The sequence below is a fragment of the Microlunatus sp. M237 genome (assembly GCF_056896895.1).
Genome location: NZ_JBXHBL010000004.1, coordinates 105,235 through 119,283 on the forward strand (window position 1 = coordinate 105,235; position 14,049 = coordinate 119,283).

Genomic DNA, 14,049 nt, shown 5'->3' on the forward strand with positions numbered 1-14,049 from the left:
CGCGACCTCGTCGCAGCTGTGAACCCGCGACCTCGGTCGCACCTGGAAAGCTCTCTTCGAAAGGTGACGACCATCAGCGACATCCCGGAAGGTCTGCGGGCCAGTTGGACCCACGCGGCGAGCCTCGCCCTGTTGGCGCAGCTGGCGGCCGGCTCTGCGCTGGGCGAGCCACCCACCGTCCTGATCCGGCGCCTGTTCTCGGCGGTCGCCGAACCGATGGGTCTCGACTTCTTCATCTACTACCGCTACGCCGGCTACGGCGAGGAGCTGGAGCTCGCCTCCACCACCGGGGTCGCCGACGACCACCTGCCAGCCCTGGACACGTTGGTGCTGGGTGAGGCGGTGTGTGGGCTGGTCGCGGAGTCGCGTCGGCCGATGGCGTTCTCCGATGTCGACCGGAGCGAGGATGAGCGGCTCGCCTTGGCCATGTCACTGGGTGCGCGTACGTACGCCAGCTATCCGCTGCTGGATGGGGGCGACCTGCTGGGGACCTTGTCGTTCGGATCGCGAACCCGGACCAGCCTGGCCGACGACGAGCTCGAGCTGCTGCGGCTGGCCACTGACCTGATGTCCGCGGCCGCGGCCCACCACCGAGACCACACGATGCTCGCCGGAGCCCTCGCCGACTCCGATGCCGCATCCCGTCGTGCCGAGGAGCTCGCGGAGCGGGTGACTGTGCTGACCGGGCAGGTGGAGCAGTTCAGCGCAGCCGTCGTCAGCCGCGACGAGATCTCGCAGGTCAAGGGCATGCTGATGCTGCGGCTGGGGATCTCTGAGGAGGTCGCCTGGCAGCTGCTGGTCAGGCTGTCGCAGACGACCAACCGCAAGGTGCGTGAGGTTGCCGCCGTGCTCGGTGAGCACCTGCTGCGGGACCACCCGCTGCCCGACGATCTGGCCTCGCGGTTGCCCGCGGGTATTGACCTGCGCAGCGCGTCGCCCGTTGGAGCGCGGGGGCACGACTCGGCGGTCACGGGCTGACTCAGGTCGTTTGCAGTACTGACTCCACGATGGCACCCTCGCCCGGCAGACCGATCGGCCGCAGCTGAGTCGGTGCGGTGCCGCGGGGCCACTCCCGGAACTGTCGGAAGGTCATCGGTAGGCCGCGAGCGACCGACAGGTCCTGGCTGTCCATCACCTGGAGGTGCAGGTGCGGCTGGGTGGAGTTGCCCGAGTTGCCGCATTCCGCCACCGGCTGACCGGTCGCTACGTCGTCGCCGACCCGGACGCGGAACGACCCGTTCCGCAGGTGCACCAAAGCGACGAATGCGCCGCCGGTGGGCAGGGCCACGATCAGATGGTTCCCCGCGATCGCAGCCACCCCCTGCCGCACCCGTCGCGCCTGCCCGAGGGCATACGGCAGCAGGGCCAGCTGGGACCGCCGCCCCGCGTGATCAGTCTCGCCGTCGTGGATGGCGACGACGGTGCCGTCGGCCGGGGCGAGGACCGGGCGGCCGTAGCCGACGAACCGCTCGGGCGGCTCGTCGGCCAGGAAGGTACGCCAGTCGCGACCTGCAGCGGTGCGACCGCGGTCGTCCACCCCGACGAAGTCGATGGCGTACCGCTCACCGAACAGATCAACACCGTGACTCGGGACCCGGCGGGCGGGGCTGTTCTGGACCAGCCACCGGCCCGCGAAGGGCAACGCCAGCACGACAGCTGCGTCGTGGGGTTCTGGCGAGGGAGACTGCCTCGTCATGGCAGGCCTCCGATCCCCCTTGGGTCCCGAGTTCGCGGCAATCAGCCCCGATGGGGCTGGTGGATCACTTGCCGGGGTTGTCCGCGGCGGCGATCTCCACCTCGGCAGTGGCCTGAATCAGTGCCAGCAGCTCCGGGTCGAGGCCCGGAGAGAACTCCTCACGGCGCTCCGGGGCGATGGTGATCGGGACACCTTCCGGCATGACGGCCGTCGACAGCTCGGTCCCGTCATTGGACGGGGACGCGCCGCGGTAGAGCTTCGCCGCCTGGTTCTGGTCATCAGCGCTGAAGGTGAACTGGACGCTCTGCAGCCCCTGGTCGACGAGCTTCTTGACCTCGGGGAACCGCTCGGCGTTGGTCTTCGGGATCGGCAGCACCTTGCCCCAGTTGACGCCCAGGCTCTCCAGCGCCTTGGCGAAGGCGTTCTCGTGGGCCTGGTCGCGGACGATGAGGTAGGCGATGGTCGAGCGAGCCGTCGCGTTGTCGGTCATCTCGTAGATCCGGCACTTCTGCAGCCGGCCGGTGGACTCGAGCATGAGGTTGTAGAGCAGGTCGAGGACCAGGTTGCCGCTGTTGTAGACGTACGAACCGAGCCACGGGTTGCCTGCGGAGTCAACCGGGAGCGCGCCTTGGGCAGCCACCAGGTAGTGGTGGATGTTTCCGGTGTCGAGGGCGATCTTGAGCGGCGTAGCACCCTTCTCGCCGGGCTTGTCGAGCGGTTCGCCCTTACGGCCCTTGTATTCCGGCGCCCCGTCGAGGAGGCGGGCGATGGTGGTTCCGATCAGCTCAACGTGGCTGATCTCCTCGGTGCCGACGCCCTGCAGCAGGTCACGGTAGGGCTTGGAGGCAGCGTCACCACGGAAGTTCATGCTCTGGAACAGGTACTGCATCATGGTGCGCATCTCGCCGAACTGGCCGCCGAGCCCTTCCTGGAGGGCGTTGGCCGCTGCCGGGTCCGGCTCGTCGACGGCGATTTCGTTGATCAGCTTCTCGGTGTAGAGGTACATTCAGGCTCCTTAACGCGGCAAAAATCGGACGTACACAAGACCTGTAGCCCGAATCGTCGAGCGCAAACAGCGAGAACGCGATGCATGATCATCTTTTCCGAGTGCGAGCGAGCAGCGGCGGGGTCAGGAGGCGAGCTGGAGCAGCGCGGCCCCGCAGGCCGCAAGCACGACGGCCATCACCTCGCGCCTGACGAGCCGCTCAGCCAGGAACACCCGGGCAATCAGGACCGCCCACACCACGCTGGTCTCCCGCAGAGCCGCCACCACGGCCAGCGGCGCCAGGCTCTGGGCCCAGACAACGATCCCGTACGCCAGCACCGACATCAGCCCGCCCAGCAGCCCTCGGGCGAGGTGGGTGCGGGTCCGCGCGGCCCGGTCCGGACCGGCACGCCACCAGGCCACAGCCATCGTGACCGGCCCGTGCACCAAGAACAGCCACGCAATGTATGCCGGCACATCTTCGGACAGCCGGACGCCGGTCCAGTCGGTCACGGTGTAGGTGGCGATGGACAGGCCGGTCAGGACGGCGAACCCGGTGCCCGTGCCGGCACGCGGCAGGCCCCGGGCGACCGTCAGCACGGCGAGCGACCCGACCAGCACGGCGAGTCCCAACCAGGACAGCGGGCTGAGCCGCTCGTGCAGCAGCAGTACGGCGACGGCGGTCACCACGACCGGTGAGATGCCGCGCGCGATCGGATAGAGCCGGCCCATGTCGCCGTGCGCGTACGCGCGAGTGAGGAGCAGCAGATAGACGGTCTGGACCACAGCCGAGATGATCAAGAAGGGCCAGGAGGCTGCTGCCGGGACACCGAAGATGATCACGCCGACCAGACCGACGACTGCATTGACCATGCCGATCAGCAGGCTCGCTATCCACCGGTCGTTGATCGCCTTCGCCATCGCGTTCCAGCCGGCGTGCAGAAAGGCGGTGCCGAGCACCATCAGCAAGACGAGGCTCATCGGCTGTCGCCGTCTGCCGCGATCACACGCGCGGGTCGAGTCACGAGGCGCAGCCTCTCATGACCCGGTGCTTGCGGACCAGCCGGGACCACATCGCGGGGCGAACGCCCGGAACGGTTCACTGAGACGCAGGTGACGCACCTGCGCGACTAAGGATAGCCTGACCTTATGTCTCGTATTCGCCTCGGCCGGCTCCGGCCCGTAGCAGCCCTCGCCGCTGTTGCCCTCCTCCTCGCCAGCGCAGCCTGTTCGAATGCGGAGCCGTCCGCCGAGTCGTCCGGCGCCACTGCCGCGGGGGCGTTCCCGGTGACGATCGAGCACCAGTTCGGCTCAACCACGATCCCCGCCGCCCCACAGCGGGTGGTGACCGTCGGCTTCAACGAGCAGGACTATGCGCTCGCGCTCGGCGTCGAGCCGGTCGGGGTCCGCGAGTTCCTGGGCTACGACGCCCCGAATCGTCCCTGGGCGCCGGAGTCGGTGCGCGGCAAGGCCATCCCGACCGTCGGCTCGCAGGACCTGCAGTACGAGAAGATCGCCGAGCTGGCGCCCGACCTCATCCTGGGCATCAACTCCTACATCGACAAGGCGGCATACGACAAGCTCTCCGCCATCGCGCCGACCGTCGCCCAGTCCGGTGATGTGGCCGCGGGTGCGACGACCTGGGATGACCAGACCCTTGTCACCGGCAAGGCCCTCGGCAAGGAGGCCGAGGCGCAGCAGGTCGTCGAGAAGACCCGAGCCGCGTATCGCAGCGCCGTCGACGCCAACCCGTCGTTCAAGGGCAAGTCCGCGACGTTCGCGCTCGGGTCCTCGGCGAGCGGCAGCTACAGCCTCGGGGGAGACGACTACCGGACGCGATGGCTGGTGGAGCTCGGCTTCACGGTGCCCAAGACCAGCACCGAGGTCAGCTTTGAGAAGCTGGATGTGTTCGACGCCGACGTCTTCGTGGCCGAAGGGCTGGAAAGCTCGCTGTTGAAGAACCGGCTGTTCGCGTCGCTGCCGCCGGTCAAGGAAGGGCGCTTCGTCCAGCTCGGGGCGTTCGACCAGGACTTCGCCGCCGCTCTCGGCTTCAACTCACCGTTGAGCATCCCGTTCATGCTCGACATCGCCGTGCCGCGGCTGGCCGCAGCGACCGACGGTGACCCCGCCACGACCCCGGAGCCGTACCCGTCCTGACGGCTCGCCCTACCCCGTGCTGGGTCGGCCGGTCAGTCGTCGGTCGCCGCCAGCTCGGGGTGCGCGCGGCGGAGCGTGACGGGGGCGCGGACCAACCACGCTTGGGTGACCAGCTCGCGCAGCTCCGTCACGTCGATGGCCGGCAGGTTGACCAGCACCGACGCATGGCCGTCGTAGTGCGCGGTGGTGAAGAACTTCTCCGGATCGGCGGCGAGCAGCGCCTGCTTCTCACCGAGGTCCGGCAGCAGCACCACCAGTGCGCCCTCGGCCTCCTGCCGCAGCCGCAGGAAGCCCTTCCCCTTGACGTGGTAGCCGTCGGTGCCGAACCAGGTCCCGGCGGTCACGTCGGGCAACGACAATGCGATCTCGCGGACATCGTCCTCGCTGGCCATGGGGCGAGTATGGCCCACGAGCTGTGACCGGCGCCAGACCTCACCGCGGTGTTGTTCGGGTCACACCGACACGCGCCCGCGGTTGGCCGGAATCCACAGGTCCGCCGACCACCATGGTCGGCGGGAGTCTCTCGTCGGTGCCGGTCGTGTCGACCACTTCCCAGTCTGTCGACACGTCGTCTCCCGGCGGGAGGCTCCCGGTTACCCACAGTTATCCACAGGACTTATCCCCACTGTGGAGAGTTACACCGATGTGATTCCCTGCCCGGCCGAGCCGTAGTCGCCGATCGTCGGGTGCCCGGGCCGGCTCTACCTCCGCGCCGGCTCCGCTGCACACCGTGAGGGCGAAACGCGCCATCCGGTACGCTCGGTGCGTACGAAGTCCGGCGAAGTGTATGCACGTGGTATGCCCCGGACAGACGTCACGGTCGTGGCAACGCTGGACCAGGCGCGGGTCACGACCGGCAGATCCTGGCACGCGGTTGGACTGGCGACCACTGTTTCATCGACACTAATTGATCGACACTATTTCATCGACACTGATGAGAGACACCAGGCGCCGCAGTGGCACCTGCACTCCCTGACCTCAGAAAGCGCAAACCCTTGTCACGTTCCACCACCAAACGCCTTCCGCACCTCCCGCCCAAGGGCCTTCGCGTCGTTCCTCTCGGCGGACTGGGTGAGATCGGTCGCAACATGACCGTCCTCGAGCACCGTGACGAGCTGCTGGTCATCGACTGCGGCGTGCTGTTCCCTGAAGAGCACCAACCGGGTATCGACGTCATCCTGCCTGACTTCACCTGGATCCGTGACCGTCTCGACAAGATCACCGCCATCGTGCTCACGCACGGGCACGAGGATCACATCGGCGGCGTCCCCTACCTGCTGCGGGAGCGCCCCGACATCCCCGTCGTCGGTTCCCGGCTGACACTGGCGTTCCTCCAGGCCAAGCTGGCTGAGCACCGCCTCAGCCCACCGTTGATCGAGGTGTCGGCGGATGAACGACGCAGCTTCGGCGTCTTCGATCTCGAGTTCGTGGCGGTCAACCACTCCATCCCCGATGGACTGGCCATCGCCGTCCGGACCGACGCCGGACTGCTGCTGCACACCGGCGACTTCAAGATGGACCAGTTCCCCCTCGACAACCGGATCACCGACCTGCGCGCCTTCGCGCGGCTCGGCGAAGAAGGCGTCGACCTGTTCCTGACCGACTCCACCAACGCCGAGGTGCCCGGGTTCACCACGGCCGAGAAGGATCTCACCCCAGCCATCGAGACCGTCTTCCGCACCTCGCCGAAGCGGATCATCGTGTCCAGCTTCGCCAGCCATGTGCACCGCATCCAGCAGGTGCTCGACGCAGCCCACGCCTCCGGCCGCAAGGTGGCCTTCGTGGGTCGGTCGATGGTGCGCAACATGGGTATCGCGCGCGACCTCGGGTATCTGAACGTCCCCGAGGGCCTGATCGTGGAGATGAAGCAGCTCAACCGCCTGCCTGACAACCGCGTGACCCTCATCTGCACCGGCTCGCAGGGTGAGCCGATGGCGGCGCTCGCGCGGATGGCGAACAACGATCACATGATCAAGGTCGGCGATGGTGACACCGTGCTGTTGGCCAGTTCGCTGATCCCCGGCAACGAGTCAGCCATCTATCGGCTCATCAACGGCTTGTCCCGCCTGGGCGCCAACGTGGTGCACTCCGGAAACGCGAAGGTCCATGTCTCGGGCCACGCCAGCGCCGGCGAGCTGGTCTACTGCTACAACATCGTCCGGCCCGCCAATGTGATGCCGGTCCATGGCGAGTGGCGACACCTGCACGCCAACGGCGCCCTAGCAGCACGTACCGGGGTGCCCCAGGACCGCATCATGCTGGGGGAGGACGGCACCGTCGTCGACCTGGTGAAGGGACGCGCCACGGTCGTCGGCTCCGTTCCTGCGGCACACGTCTATGTGGACGGTCAGACGGTCGGTGGCGCCACCGAGGCGACGCTGGAGGAGCGGCGCACCCTGGCGCAGGAGGGCTCCGTCACCGTCGTGGCCATCGTCGATCTCAGCACCGGTCGTCTCAGCGAGGACCCGGACCTGATCGTGCACGGGTTCATCCATGACGCGAAGGGGATCTCCGCGATGCTCCCTGTCCTGCAGAAGGAGCTCACCACAGCCGCACAGCGGCAGCGGCTGACCCAGCAGGACGCGGAGAGCGTGATCCAGCGGGCGGCGTCGCGCTGGGTGCAGCGCACCTATCGGCGGAGCCCGCTGATCGTGCCGGTCGTCGTCGAGGAGTAGGTCCTTAGCGCCATCGGGGGTCGTTCGGGCCGGGCTTCGACTAGCCGCCGCGCCCATGGGTGCCAGGAATTATCTCGTCGAGGGCCTCTCCGGGACCGGCAAGACGTCGGTCTGCGATGAGCTGCAGCGGCGTGGTGGAAGCCCTGGTCGCCGACCGGAGCCGGGCGGCGACCTTCTTCTGCGGCGGGTCGCTGAAGCACCCGCAGTTCATCGACCTCCTCGCTCGACGCGGGTCCAGCCCGTCCACCCGCGCTGCTGCAGAATCGTCAGGAGGCGTCTGGCGACGGGCGAGGACTCGACCGCGGTCGCCTCCAGCAGGTCGGCGAACTGGTCGTCGAGGCCGTCGGTGCCCGCCTCACCGGAGTCCACCGCGCGTTTCATCAGCCGCTCCATCACGTCAGCCAGCTCGACGACGCGCGGGTCGTCGACCGGCCAGGTGAGCACCCCGCTCAGCAGGCCGTAGAGCCGCACCATGTCGGGGTCGTCCAGGTCCTGGTGCTTCTTGGCGATGATCGCGTCGATCAGATGCGGCACCTGGGCAGCGATCATGATCCAGGCATCTCGTTCCAGCTCGATGTACGGTTCTGCGACGCCGAGCCCTCGAAGCCGGTCCAGGTAGCCCACGACGCTCTGCGGCAGCGCGAGCTGTTCTCCGGCGGCGAGCCGAGCGAGCCGCTGGCGGCTCCGCTGGATCCGCTGGGCCTCGGCCCGCAGCTTCTTGTCGATCTCCTGCACGCAGAGGGCGAACTGATCACGGCTGGCGTCGAGCAGGTCCTGCACCCGGGTCAGCGGTACGCCGGCATCGGCGAGGGTGTGGATCCGGATGAGGCGGACCACCGCGGCGGAATCGTAGATCCGATAGCCGGACTGGTCCCGCTCGGGCTCGGGCAGCAGTCCGATCTGGTGATAGTGGCGCACGGCCCGCACCGTCACGCCGGCGTACTCGGCCAACTGGCTGATGGTGAGCATGGAGTACAGCCTGGCTCAGGAGATCTTCCGGCGATAGGCGATCATCGCAACCAGGTACGCCACGACGAGGATGGCGACGCACCAGGCGAGCGCGATCCAGATGCCATCGCCGACCGGCTGCGCGGCGAGCAGGTCACGGATCGTGTTGACGATCGACGTCATCGGCTGGTTCTCGGCGAACCAGCGCACCGGGCCGGGCATGGTCTGGGTCGGGACGAACGCCGAACTGATGAACGGCAGGAAGATCAGCGGATAGGCGAACACCCCGGCCCCCTCGACCGAGGAGGCGGACAGGCCCGCGATCACCGCGAGCCAGGTCAGCGCCAGGGTGAACAGGAGCAGGATGCCGGCCACCCCGAGCCAGGCCCACAGCCCCGCCGCGGAACGGAAGCCCATCAACACAGCGACGCCCAGCACGATCAGCAGCGAGATCGCATTGGCCATCAGCGACGTCACCACGTGTGCCCACAGCACCCCCGATCGCGCGATCGGCATGGACTGGAACCGCTCGAAGATCCCGCTCTCCAGGTCCGTGAACAGCCGGAAAGAGGTGTAAGAGATCCCCGAGGAGATCGTGATCAGCAGAATGCCGGGCAACAGGTAATTGACATACGCCACTGGCCCCGTGTCGATCGCGCCGCCGAACACGTAGACGAACATGACCATCATGGCGATCGGCGTGATGGCGGTGGTGATGATGGTGTCCAGGCTGCGCGTCACGTGGCGCAGGGTGCGACCGGTGAGGACGAGAGTGTCGCCGAAGACGTGAGTGGCCGGCACGGCCCCGCTACTGCTCATTCGAGTACTCCTTGTCCGAGCCGAGGTTGCGGTCGTGGCCGGGCTCGCTCAAGGTCTGGTGCTCGTCGGTCTTTGCGGTGTCCTGGATGACCGCGAGGAAGACGTCCTCGAGAGTCGGCTGCTTCTCGACGTACTCCACCTGTGCGGGCGGCAGCAGCTGCTTGAGCTCGGCGAGAGTGCCGTTCACGATGATCCGACCCTGGTGCAGGATCGCGATCCGGTCGGCGAGCAGCTCGGCCTCGTGCAGATACTGCGTCGTCAGCAACACCGTCGTGCCGGCGCCGACGAGGTCCTTCACCGTCTGCCACACCTCGAGGCGCGCCTCGGGGTCGAGACCGGTCGTCGGCTCGTCCAGGAAGATCACCGGGGGATTGCCGACCAGACTCATCGCGATGTCCAGTCGACGGCGCATCCCACCCGAGTACGTCGACAGCCGCCGCCCGCCGGCCTCGGTCAGTGAGAAGCGTCTGAGCAGGTCATCGGCAATCGCGCCCGGGTCTCGAAGGTGGCGGAGCTTGGCCACGAGGACGAGGTTCTCCCGCCCGCTGAGGATATCGTCGACGGCGGCGAACTGACCGGTCAGGCTGAACGACTCCCGTACCTTCGACGGCTGGGTGGTGATGTCGAAGCCGTTGACGCTGGCCGTGCCCGCGTCGGCCCGAAGGAGGGTCGCCAGAATCCTCACGACCGTGGTCTTGCCCGACCCGTTCGCGCCGAGCAGGGCGAAGATGCTGCCGGGCTGCACGTCGAAGCTCACCCCGCGCAACACGTTGAGCTGCCCGTACGACTTCTCCAGACCCTGCACGGAAACCGCGGGTTCGATGTCTGCTGGGACCGTCATCATCGGGTCACCCCGCTACGTCGAGTCGTCATCAGCTGGTCCTCTCTGGCTTCGTCCAGGTCCGCTGCCCGGACCTCCTGCCAGAAGGATGGAGGGTTGACCCAGCGTCAAGGTCAAGCCCATGGCGATCGCCGCGGGTCTAGCCGGACAGCTCGCGGTCGTACCAGGCTGGCCAGTCGACGTACGGAACATTCACCAACGGCAGCACCACAGTGGCGCCGGCATCGGTCAGCAGCTGATGGATCGGGCTGACGTAGGAGTCGGGTGCCTGCACCTCGATGACGGCTCCGACCAGTCCGCCCGCTTCTCGGTCCAGTTTGGCGACGATCCACGAGCCCCACGCTCGACGGTAGCTCGCCGACATTTCGCTTACGTCCGTGTCGTAGGGCGCCAGCCAGTCGTTCGGACGGACGAGACCGTGCTCACCGGAGAGGATGAACCAAGGACGTGGCTGCTGCTCGGCGTACCGTCTGGAGCGCTCGAAGAGCGGACCGACGTAGAGATCGCGGGCGGCGGCCGGCGCGGGGAGCTTCGGGTACACACAGCAGATCAGCAGCGTCTGGAACGTCATCTGTGGACGGTAACGCTGCGCCGACTACGCCGCCGGGGTTGCCGCTACTTCCACAAAGTGGCGATGGCGAACGCGGCGGCCATGCCGCCCATGCCGATCAGGATGTTCCAGTTGCCGAGTTCGGTCATGAAACCGATGTATTGCCCACCCACGTAGTAGGTGATCAACCAGGCGACGCCGAGCAGGCCGACGGTGATGAAGGTCGGCGGGACCCAGCGCCGACTGCTCGGCGACTTCACCTTCTTGGGCTTGGGCTCCTTGAACTTCGCCTTCTTCGCCTCGGCGGACTTGCGCGTTCTGGACTCCGGCACCACATTCTCCTTGCTTGTCGTCTAGGTAGCGTAGCCGTGAGCACGTAACCTTAGCCATCTCGCCGCAGTCGCTCACCATCCGTGGCGACCCCGCCGGTGTCACCGAGCCGAGGACGGAGGGGATTCGCCGTGGCCGACAGATCAGCCGCCGACGTCGCCGCCGGCCTTCGCCGCGTGCTGCTGCGGGCCTCATCCCGGCAACGACGCCGCGCCGCCGACCGTACGACCGTCGGGCGGCTGCTGACGGCCGCGGTCTGCCTGCTGGTGGGTCTGATGGTCGTGGTGAGCGCGCTCAACGCCCGCGGCACCGACCTGCGCCCGGGCCGCAACACCGACCTCGTGAGCCTGGTGCAGTCGCAGTCCCGCCGTAACGCCGAGCTTGCGGCGCAGGTGACCGACCTCCGCGCGCAGGTGGACGCACTGTCGGCCGCTCAGAACGAGGAGTCCGGCCTCGGACCGGAGCTCGCCACTCAGGCGCGCCTCGCCGGCGTGACCGCGGTCACGGGCCCGGCCGTCACCGTCACCATCGATGACGCCCCGGTCACGGTGGCCGCCGACGGCATCGACGAGGATCTGCTGGTCGTCCACCAGCAGGACATCCAGGCGGTGGTGAACGCGTTGTGGGCCGGCGGTGCGGAGGCGATGACGATCCAGGGCCAGCGGGTCATCTCGACGACGGGGATCAAGTGTGTCGGCAACACCGTGGTGCTGCACGGCATCCCGTACGCCCCGCCCTACGTCATCAGCGCGATCGGTGACGACCGTGCGCTGCGGGCCTCACTGGCCGGCTCGGAGTACATCCGCATCTACAAGCAGTACGTCGACGCCTACGGGCTGGTCTACACCGAGAAGTCGGAGGCGCGGGCCGTGTTCCCCGCCTACGAGGGCTCCCTCGAGCTGCAGTTCGCCAAGGCTTACCGTGGCGATGGTTCGCCCGGACCGACCGGGGACGAGTCGGACTCGTCAGGCTCGCGGACCCCGCGCTGATCCCAGACCTGCGTCAGCGCCTGGGTGAACGTCGACGGGTCCTGGGCGCCGGAGATGGCGAACTGGTCGTCGAGCACGAAGAACGGCACACCGGAGATCCCATAGGCCCGTGCCTGCGCCAGATCCGCCTGCACGCGGGGCAGGTGCGACTCGGAGGACAGCGCGGCGCGGACGGCGTCGTGATCCAGCCCCGCCTCGGCGGCCAGCTCGGCCAGCTCCTCCTCCCGCCCAAGATGGCGGCCCTGGACGAAGTGACCGCGAAACAACCGCTCGGTGACCTCGTGGTGCAGGCCGCTGTCCTTGGCCAGCTGGATCACCTGGTGGGCCTTGAGGGTGTTGCTGGGGCGGAGCGCGTCGAAGTCGTAGTCGAGGCCCACTGACGCGGCGATCGCGGTGACCTGCGCCAGCATCGCCTCCACCTGGGCCGGGTCGATGCCCTTGTGGTCGGCGAGGAAGTCGACCTGGGACCCCTCGAAGTCGTTCGGAGTGTCGGGCGAGAGCTCATAGCTGTGAAATTCGACGGTCACGTCGGCCTCGGGATGCTCGCTGGTGAACGCTGCCAGTCCCAGCTCGAACTTGCGCTTGCCGATGTAGCACCACGGGCAGGCGAGATCGGACCAGATGTCCACCGTCAGAGCAGTCATGGGGGCTCAACGTCGGGGTCGTGTCCCGCTATTCCGTCGCACCCGGCGGCGGTGCCGGCGGGTGCGCGACAATACAGGGGTGGCCCGCGTAAAGATCCTCGTGATCGACAACTACGACTCGTTCGTCTACAACCTCGTGCAGTACCTGGCGCAGATCGGCGCCGAGGTCGAGGTGTGGCGCAACGACGACCCGCGGTTCGACGACCCCGGTTTCGCCGCCGCTTTCGACGGCATCCTGCTGTCACCAGGTCCGGGCACCCCGGAGGAGGCCGGCGTGTGCATCGACGTCGTCCGCCGCCACGGCGGTGAGGTGCCGATCTTCGGGGTCTGCCTCGGGCTGCAGTCGATCGGGGTGGCGTACGGCGGCGTGGTCGACCGCGCCCCGGAGCTGCTGCACGGCAAGACCTCGGCCATTGAGCACCACGGTCTTGGCGTGCTCACCGGGCTGCCGTCGCCGTTCACCGCCACCCGCTATCACTCGCTCGCCATCGAACCCGACAGCTTGCCCGAGGTGCTGGAGGTCACCGCGGTGACTGACAGCGGCGTCATCATGGCCGTCCGTCACCGTGAGCTGGCGGTGGAGGCGGTGCAGTTCCATCCGGAGTCAGTGCTGACCGAGGGCGGCTATCAGATGCTGGCGAACTGGCTGGCGATCTGCGGCGACACAGAGGCACCAGCCCGGGCCGCCGGCATGGCGCCGTTGATGTCGGCGACAGGCGCCTGAGCGGCCGGTTGCGCCGACCGCGGCGCTAGCGGACACCCCGGGGCCGGAACTGCACACTGATCCGGGGGCCGACCGCCTTGGAGGTCTTGGGGATGGCGTGCTCCCAGGACCGTTGGCACGACCCGCCCATCACGATCAGGTCGCCGTGACCCAGTTGCTGCCGGACCGTCGCGCCGCCGCCACGTGGCCGCAGCATCAGGGCACGGGGTGAGCCGAGGGAGATGATCGCGACCATGGTGTCTTCGGCCCGGCCGCGCCCGATGGTGTCACCGTGCCACGCCACCGAGTCGCGACCGTCGCGATACAGGCACAGGCCGGCCGTGCGGAACGGCTCGCCGAGCTCTGCGCGGTAATACGCGGACAGCGCCTCGCGCGCCTCGACCAGGAGCGGATGGGGCAGCGGGTCGTCCTCCCCGAAGAAGCTGAGCAGCCGCGGCACGTCGACCACGCGGTCATACATCTGCCGCCGCTCCGCATGCCACGGCACCTGCTCGGCCAAGTCGTCGAACAGCGAGGTCTCCGACCCGAGCCAGCCGGGCAGCAGGTCGATCCACGCGCCACGCCCCAGCTCTTGGCGCGTGACCAGCTGGGCCATCGGCACCAGCCCGCGCTCCTCGCCGAGGTCGAACAGAGATCCCTGGACTACGGACGTCATGTCCGCAGCCTAGCGCAGAAATCGATCAGCCGTTCG

The 14,049-nt window shown here is 68.0% G+C and carries 16 protein-coding genes; 5 read left to right on the plus strand and 11 right to left on the minus strand.

Translation table 11 applies throughout. The annotated features are described in order from the left end of the window. Positions 1 to 63 precede the first annotated feature (63 nt). Positions 64 to 978, plus strand: coding sequence for an ANTAR domain-containing protein (locus AC1XX3_RS16290; RefSeq protein WP_483322223.1), 915 nt, complete (start codon positions 64 to 66; stop codon positions 976 to 978). Between the two features lies 1 nt (position 979). On the opposite strand, the gene AC1XX3_RS16295 is transcribed toward AC1XX3_RS16290, so the two are convergent. From AC1XX3_RS16295 to AC1XX3_RS16305, 3 genes are all read right to left on the minus strand, one after another. Then, entirely contained in the window at positions 980 to 1,696 is a 717-nt protein-coding gene (locus AC1XX3_RS16295; protein WP_483322224.1) for a M23 family metallopeptidase, read from the minus strand. A gap of 64 nt (positions 1,697 to 1,760) precedes the next feature. After that, complete coding sequence (locus AC1XX3_RS16300) at positions 1,761 to 2,702, minus strand: manganese catalase family protein (RefSeq protein ID WP_483322225.1); 942 nt, start codon at positions 2,700 to 2,702, stop codon at positions 1,761 to 1,763. Between the two features lie 123 nt (positions 2,703 to 2,825). Continuing rightward, the gene (locus AC1XX3_RS16305) at positions 2,826 to 3,662 is read right to left on the minus strand and encodes an EamA family transporter (RefSeq protein WP_483322226.1); all 837 of its coding nucleotides are present in this window, start codon (positions 3,660 to 3,662) and stop codon (positions 2,826 to 2,828) included. A 168-nt stretch (positions 3,663 to 3,830) separates the two neighbouring features. Between AC1XX3_RS16305 and AC1XX3_RS16310 the strand changes: the two genes are divergently transcribed. Continuing rightward, on the plus strand, positions 3,831 to 4,838 hold the full coding sequence (locus AC1XX3_RS16310) for an ABC transporter substrate-binding protein (protein ID WP_483322227.1): 1,008 nt from the start codon (positions 3,831 to 3,833) through the stop codon (positions 4,836 to 4,838). A gap of 32 nt (positions 4,839 to 4,870) precedes the next feature. Here AC1XX3_RS16310 and AC1XX3_RS16315 read toward each other — a convergent pair whose 3' ends face one another. Then, the gene (locus tag AC1XX3_RS16315) at positions 4,871 to 5,230 is read right to left on the minus strand and encodes an MmcQ/YjbR family DNA-binding protein (protein WP_483322228.1); all 360 of its coding nucleotides are present in this window, start codon (positions 5,228 to 5,230) and stop codon (positions 4,871 to 4,873) included. A gap of 603 nt (positions 5,231 to 5,833) precedes the next feature. On the opposite strand from AC1XX3_RS16315, the gene AC1XX3_RS16320 reads away from it, so the two are divergent. Then, entirely contained in the window at positions 5,834 to 7,513 is a 1,680-nt protein-coding gene (locus AC1XX3_RS16320; RefSeq protein WP_483322229.1) for a ribonuclease J, read from the plus strand. A 207-nt stretch (positions 7,514 to 7,720) separates the two neighbouring features. Here AC1XX3_RS16320 and AC1XX3_RS16325 read toward each other — a convergent pair whose 3' ends face one another. The 5 genes from AC1XX3_RS16325 to AC1XX3_RS16345 all read right to left on the minus strand — a co-directional run bounded on the left by AC1XX3_RS16325 (position 7,721) and on the right by AC1XX3_RS16345 (position 11,003). Further along, positions 7,721 to 8,482, minus strand: a complete 762-nt coding sequence (locus AC1XX3_RS16325) for a MerR family transcriptional regulator (protein WP_483322230.1) — start codon at positions 8,480 to 8,482, stop codon at positions 7,721 to 7,723. Between the two features lie 15 nt (positions 8,483 to 8,497). Further along, complete coding sequence (locus AC1XX3_RS16330; protein ID WP_483322231.1) at positions 8,498 to 9,280, minus strand: ABC transporter permease; 783 nt, start codon at positions 9,278 to 9,280, stop codon at positions 8,498 to 8,500. Further along, positions 9,270 to 10,121: an ABC transporter ATP-binding protein gene (locus AC1XX3_RS16335; RefSeq protein ID WP_483322232.1), complete on the minus strand. Its 852-nt coding sequence runs from the start codon at positions 10,119 to 10,121 to the stop codon at positions 9,270 to 9,272. The genes AC1XX3_RS16330 and AC1XX3_RS16335 overlap by 11 nt, the downstream gene beginning before the upstream one ends. A 139-nt stretch (positions 10,122 to 10,260) precedes the next feature. Then, entirely contained in the window at positions 10,261 to 10,692 is a 432-nt protein-coding gene (locus AC1XX3_RS16340) for a DUF6884 domain-containing protein (RefSeq protein ID WP_483322233.1), read from the minus strand. 44 nt (positions 10,693 to 10,736) lie between these two features. Then, a complete protein-coding gene (locus AC1XX3_RS16345) occupies positions 10,737 to 11,003 on the minus strand; it encodes a cell division protein CrgA (RefSeq protein WP_483322234.1) in 267 nt (88 codons plus the stop codon). Between the two features lie 129 nt (positions 11,004 to 11,132). On the opposite strand from AC1XX3_RS16345, the gene AC1XX3_RS16350 reads away from it, so the two are divergent. Further along, positions 11,133 to 11,990, plus strand: a complete 858-nt coding sequence (locus AC1XX3_RS16350) for a DUF881 domain-containing protein (protein WP_483322235.1) — start codon at positions 11,133 to 11,135, stop codon at positions 11,988 to 11,990. On the opposite strand, the gene AC1XX3_RS16355 is transcribed toward AC1XX3_RS16350, so the two are convergent. Further along, a complete protein-coding gene (locus AC1XX3_RS16355; protein WP_483322236.1) occupies positions 11,918 to 12,634 on the minus strand; it encodes a DsbA family oxidoreductase in 717 nt (238 codons plus the stop codon). The genes AC1XX3_RS16350 and AC1XX3_RS16355 overlap by 73 nt on opposite strands. Positions 12,635 to 12,713: 79 nt before the next feature. Here AC1XX3_RS16355 and AC1XX3_RS16360 point away from each other — a divergent pair, with 79 nt between their 5' ends. After that, a complete protein-coding gene (locus AC1XX3_RS16360; protein ID WP_483322237.1) occupies positions 12,714 to 13,358 on the plus strand; it encodes an aminodeoxychorismate/anthranilate synthase component II in 645 nt (214 codons plus the stop codon). Positions 13,359 to 13,383: 25 nt separating this feature from the next. Here AC1XX3_RS16360 and AC1XX3_RS16365 read toward each other — a convergent pair whose 3' ends face one another. Further along, the gene (locus AC1XX3_RS16365) at positions 13,384 to 14,013 is read right to left on the minus strand and encodes an alpha-ketoglutarate-dependent dioxygenase AlkB (protein WP_483322238.1); all 630 of its coding nucleotides are present in this window, start codon (positions 14,011 to 14,013) and stop codon (positions 13,384 to 13,386) included. Positions 14,014 to 14,049: the final 36 nt, after the last annotated feature.

Bases quoted from the DNA above. Each gene is read 5' to 3' on its own strand.
- AC1XX3_RS16325 (WP_483322230.1), bottom strand. From the start codon at position 8,482: ATGCTCACCATCAGCCAGTTGGCCGAGTACGCCGGCGTGACGGTGCGG.
- AC1XX3_RS16310 (WP_483322227.1), top strand. From the start codon at position 3,831: ATGTCTCGTATTCGCCTCGGCCGGCTCCGGCCCGTAGCAGCCCTCGCC.
- AC1XX3_RS16295 (WP_483322224.1), bottom strand. From the start codon at position 1,696: ATGACGAGGCAGTCTCCCTCGCCAGAACCCCACGACGCAGCTGTCGTG.
- AC1XX3_RS16340 (WP_483322233.1), bottom strand. From the start codon at position 10,692: ATGACGTTCCAGACGCTGCTGATCTGCTGTGTGTACCCGAAGCTCCCC.
- AC1XX3_RS16335 (WP_483322232.1), bottom strand. From the start codon at position 10,121: ATGACGGTCCCAGCAGACATCGAACCCGCGGTTTCCGTGCAGGGTCTG.
- AC1XX3_RS16315 (WP_483322228.1), bottom strand. From the start codon at position 5,230: ATGGCCAGCGAGGACGATGTCCGCGAGATCGCATTGTCGTTGCCCGAC.
- AC1XX3_RS16330 (WP_483322231.1), bottom strand. From the start codon at position 9,280: ATGAGCAGTAGCGGGGCCGTGCCGGCCACTCACGTCTTCGGCGACACT.
- AC1XX3_RS16300 (WP_483322225.1), bottom strand. From the start codon at position 2,702: ATGTACCTCTACACCGAGAAGCTGATCAACGAAATCGCCGTCGACGAG.
- AC1XX3_RS16365 (WP_483322238.1), bottom strand. From the start codon at position 14,013: ATGACGTCCGTAGTCCAGGGATCTCTGTTCGACCTCGGCGAGGAGCGC.
- AC1XX3_RS16355 (WP_483322236.1), bottom strand. From the start codon at position 12,634: ATGACTGCTCTGACGGTGGACATCTGGTCCGATCTCGCCTGCCCGTGG.
- AC1XX3_RS16305 (WP_483322226.1), bottom strand. From the start codon at position 3,662: ATGAGCCTCGTCTTGCTGATGGTGCTCGGCACCGCCTTTCTGCACGCC.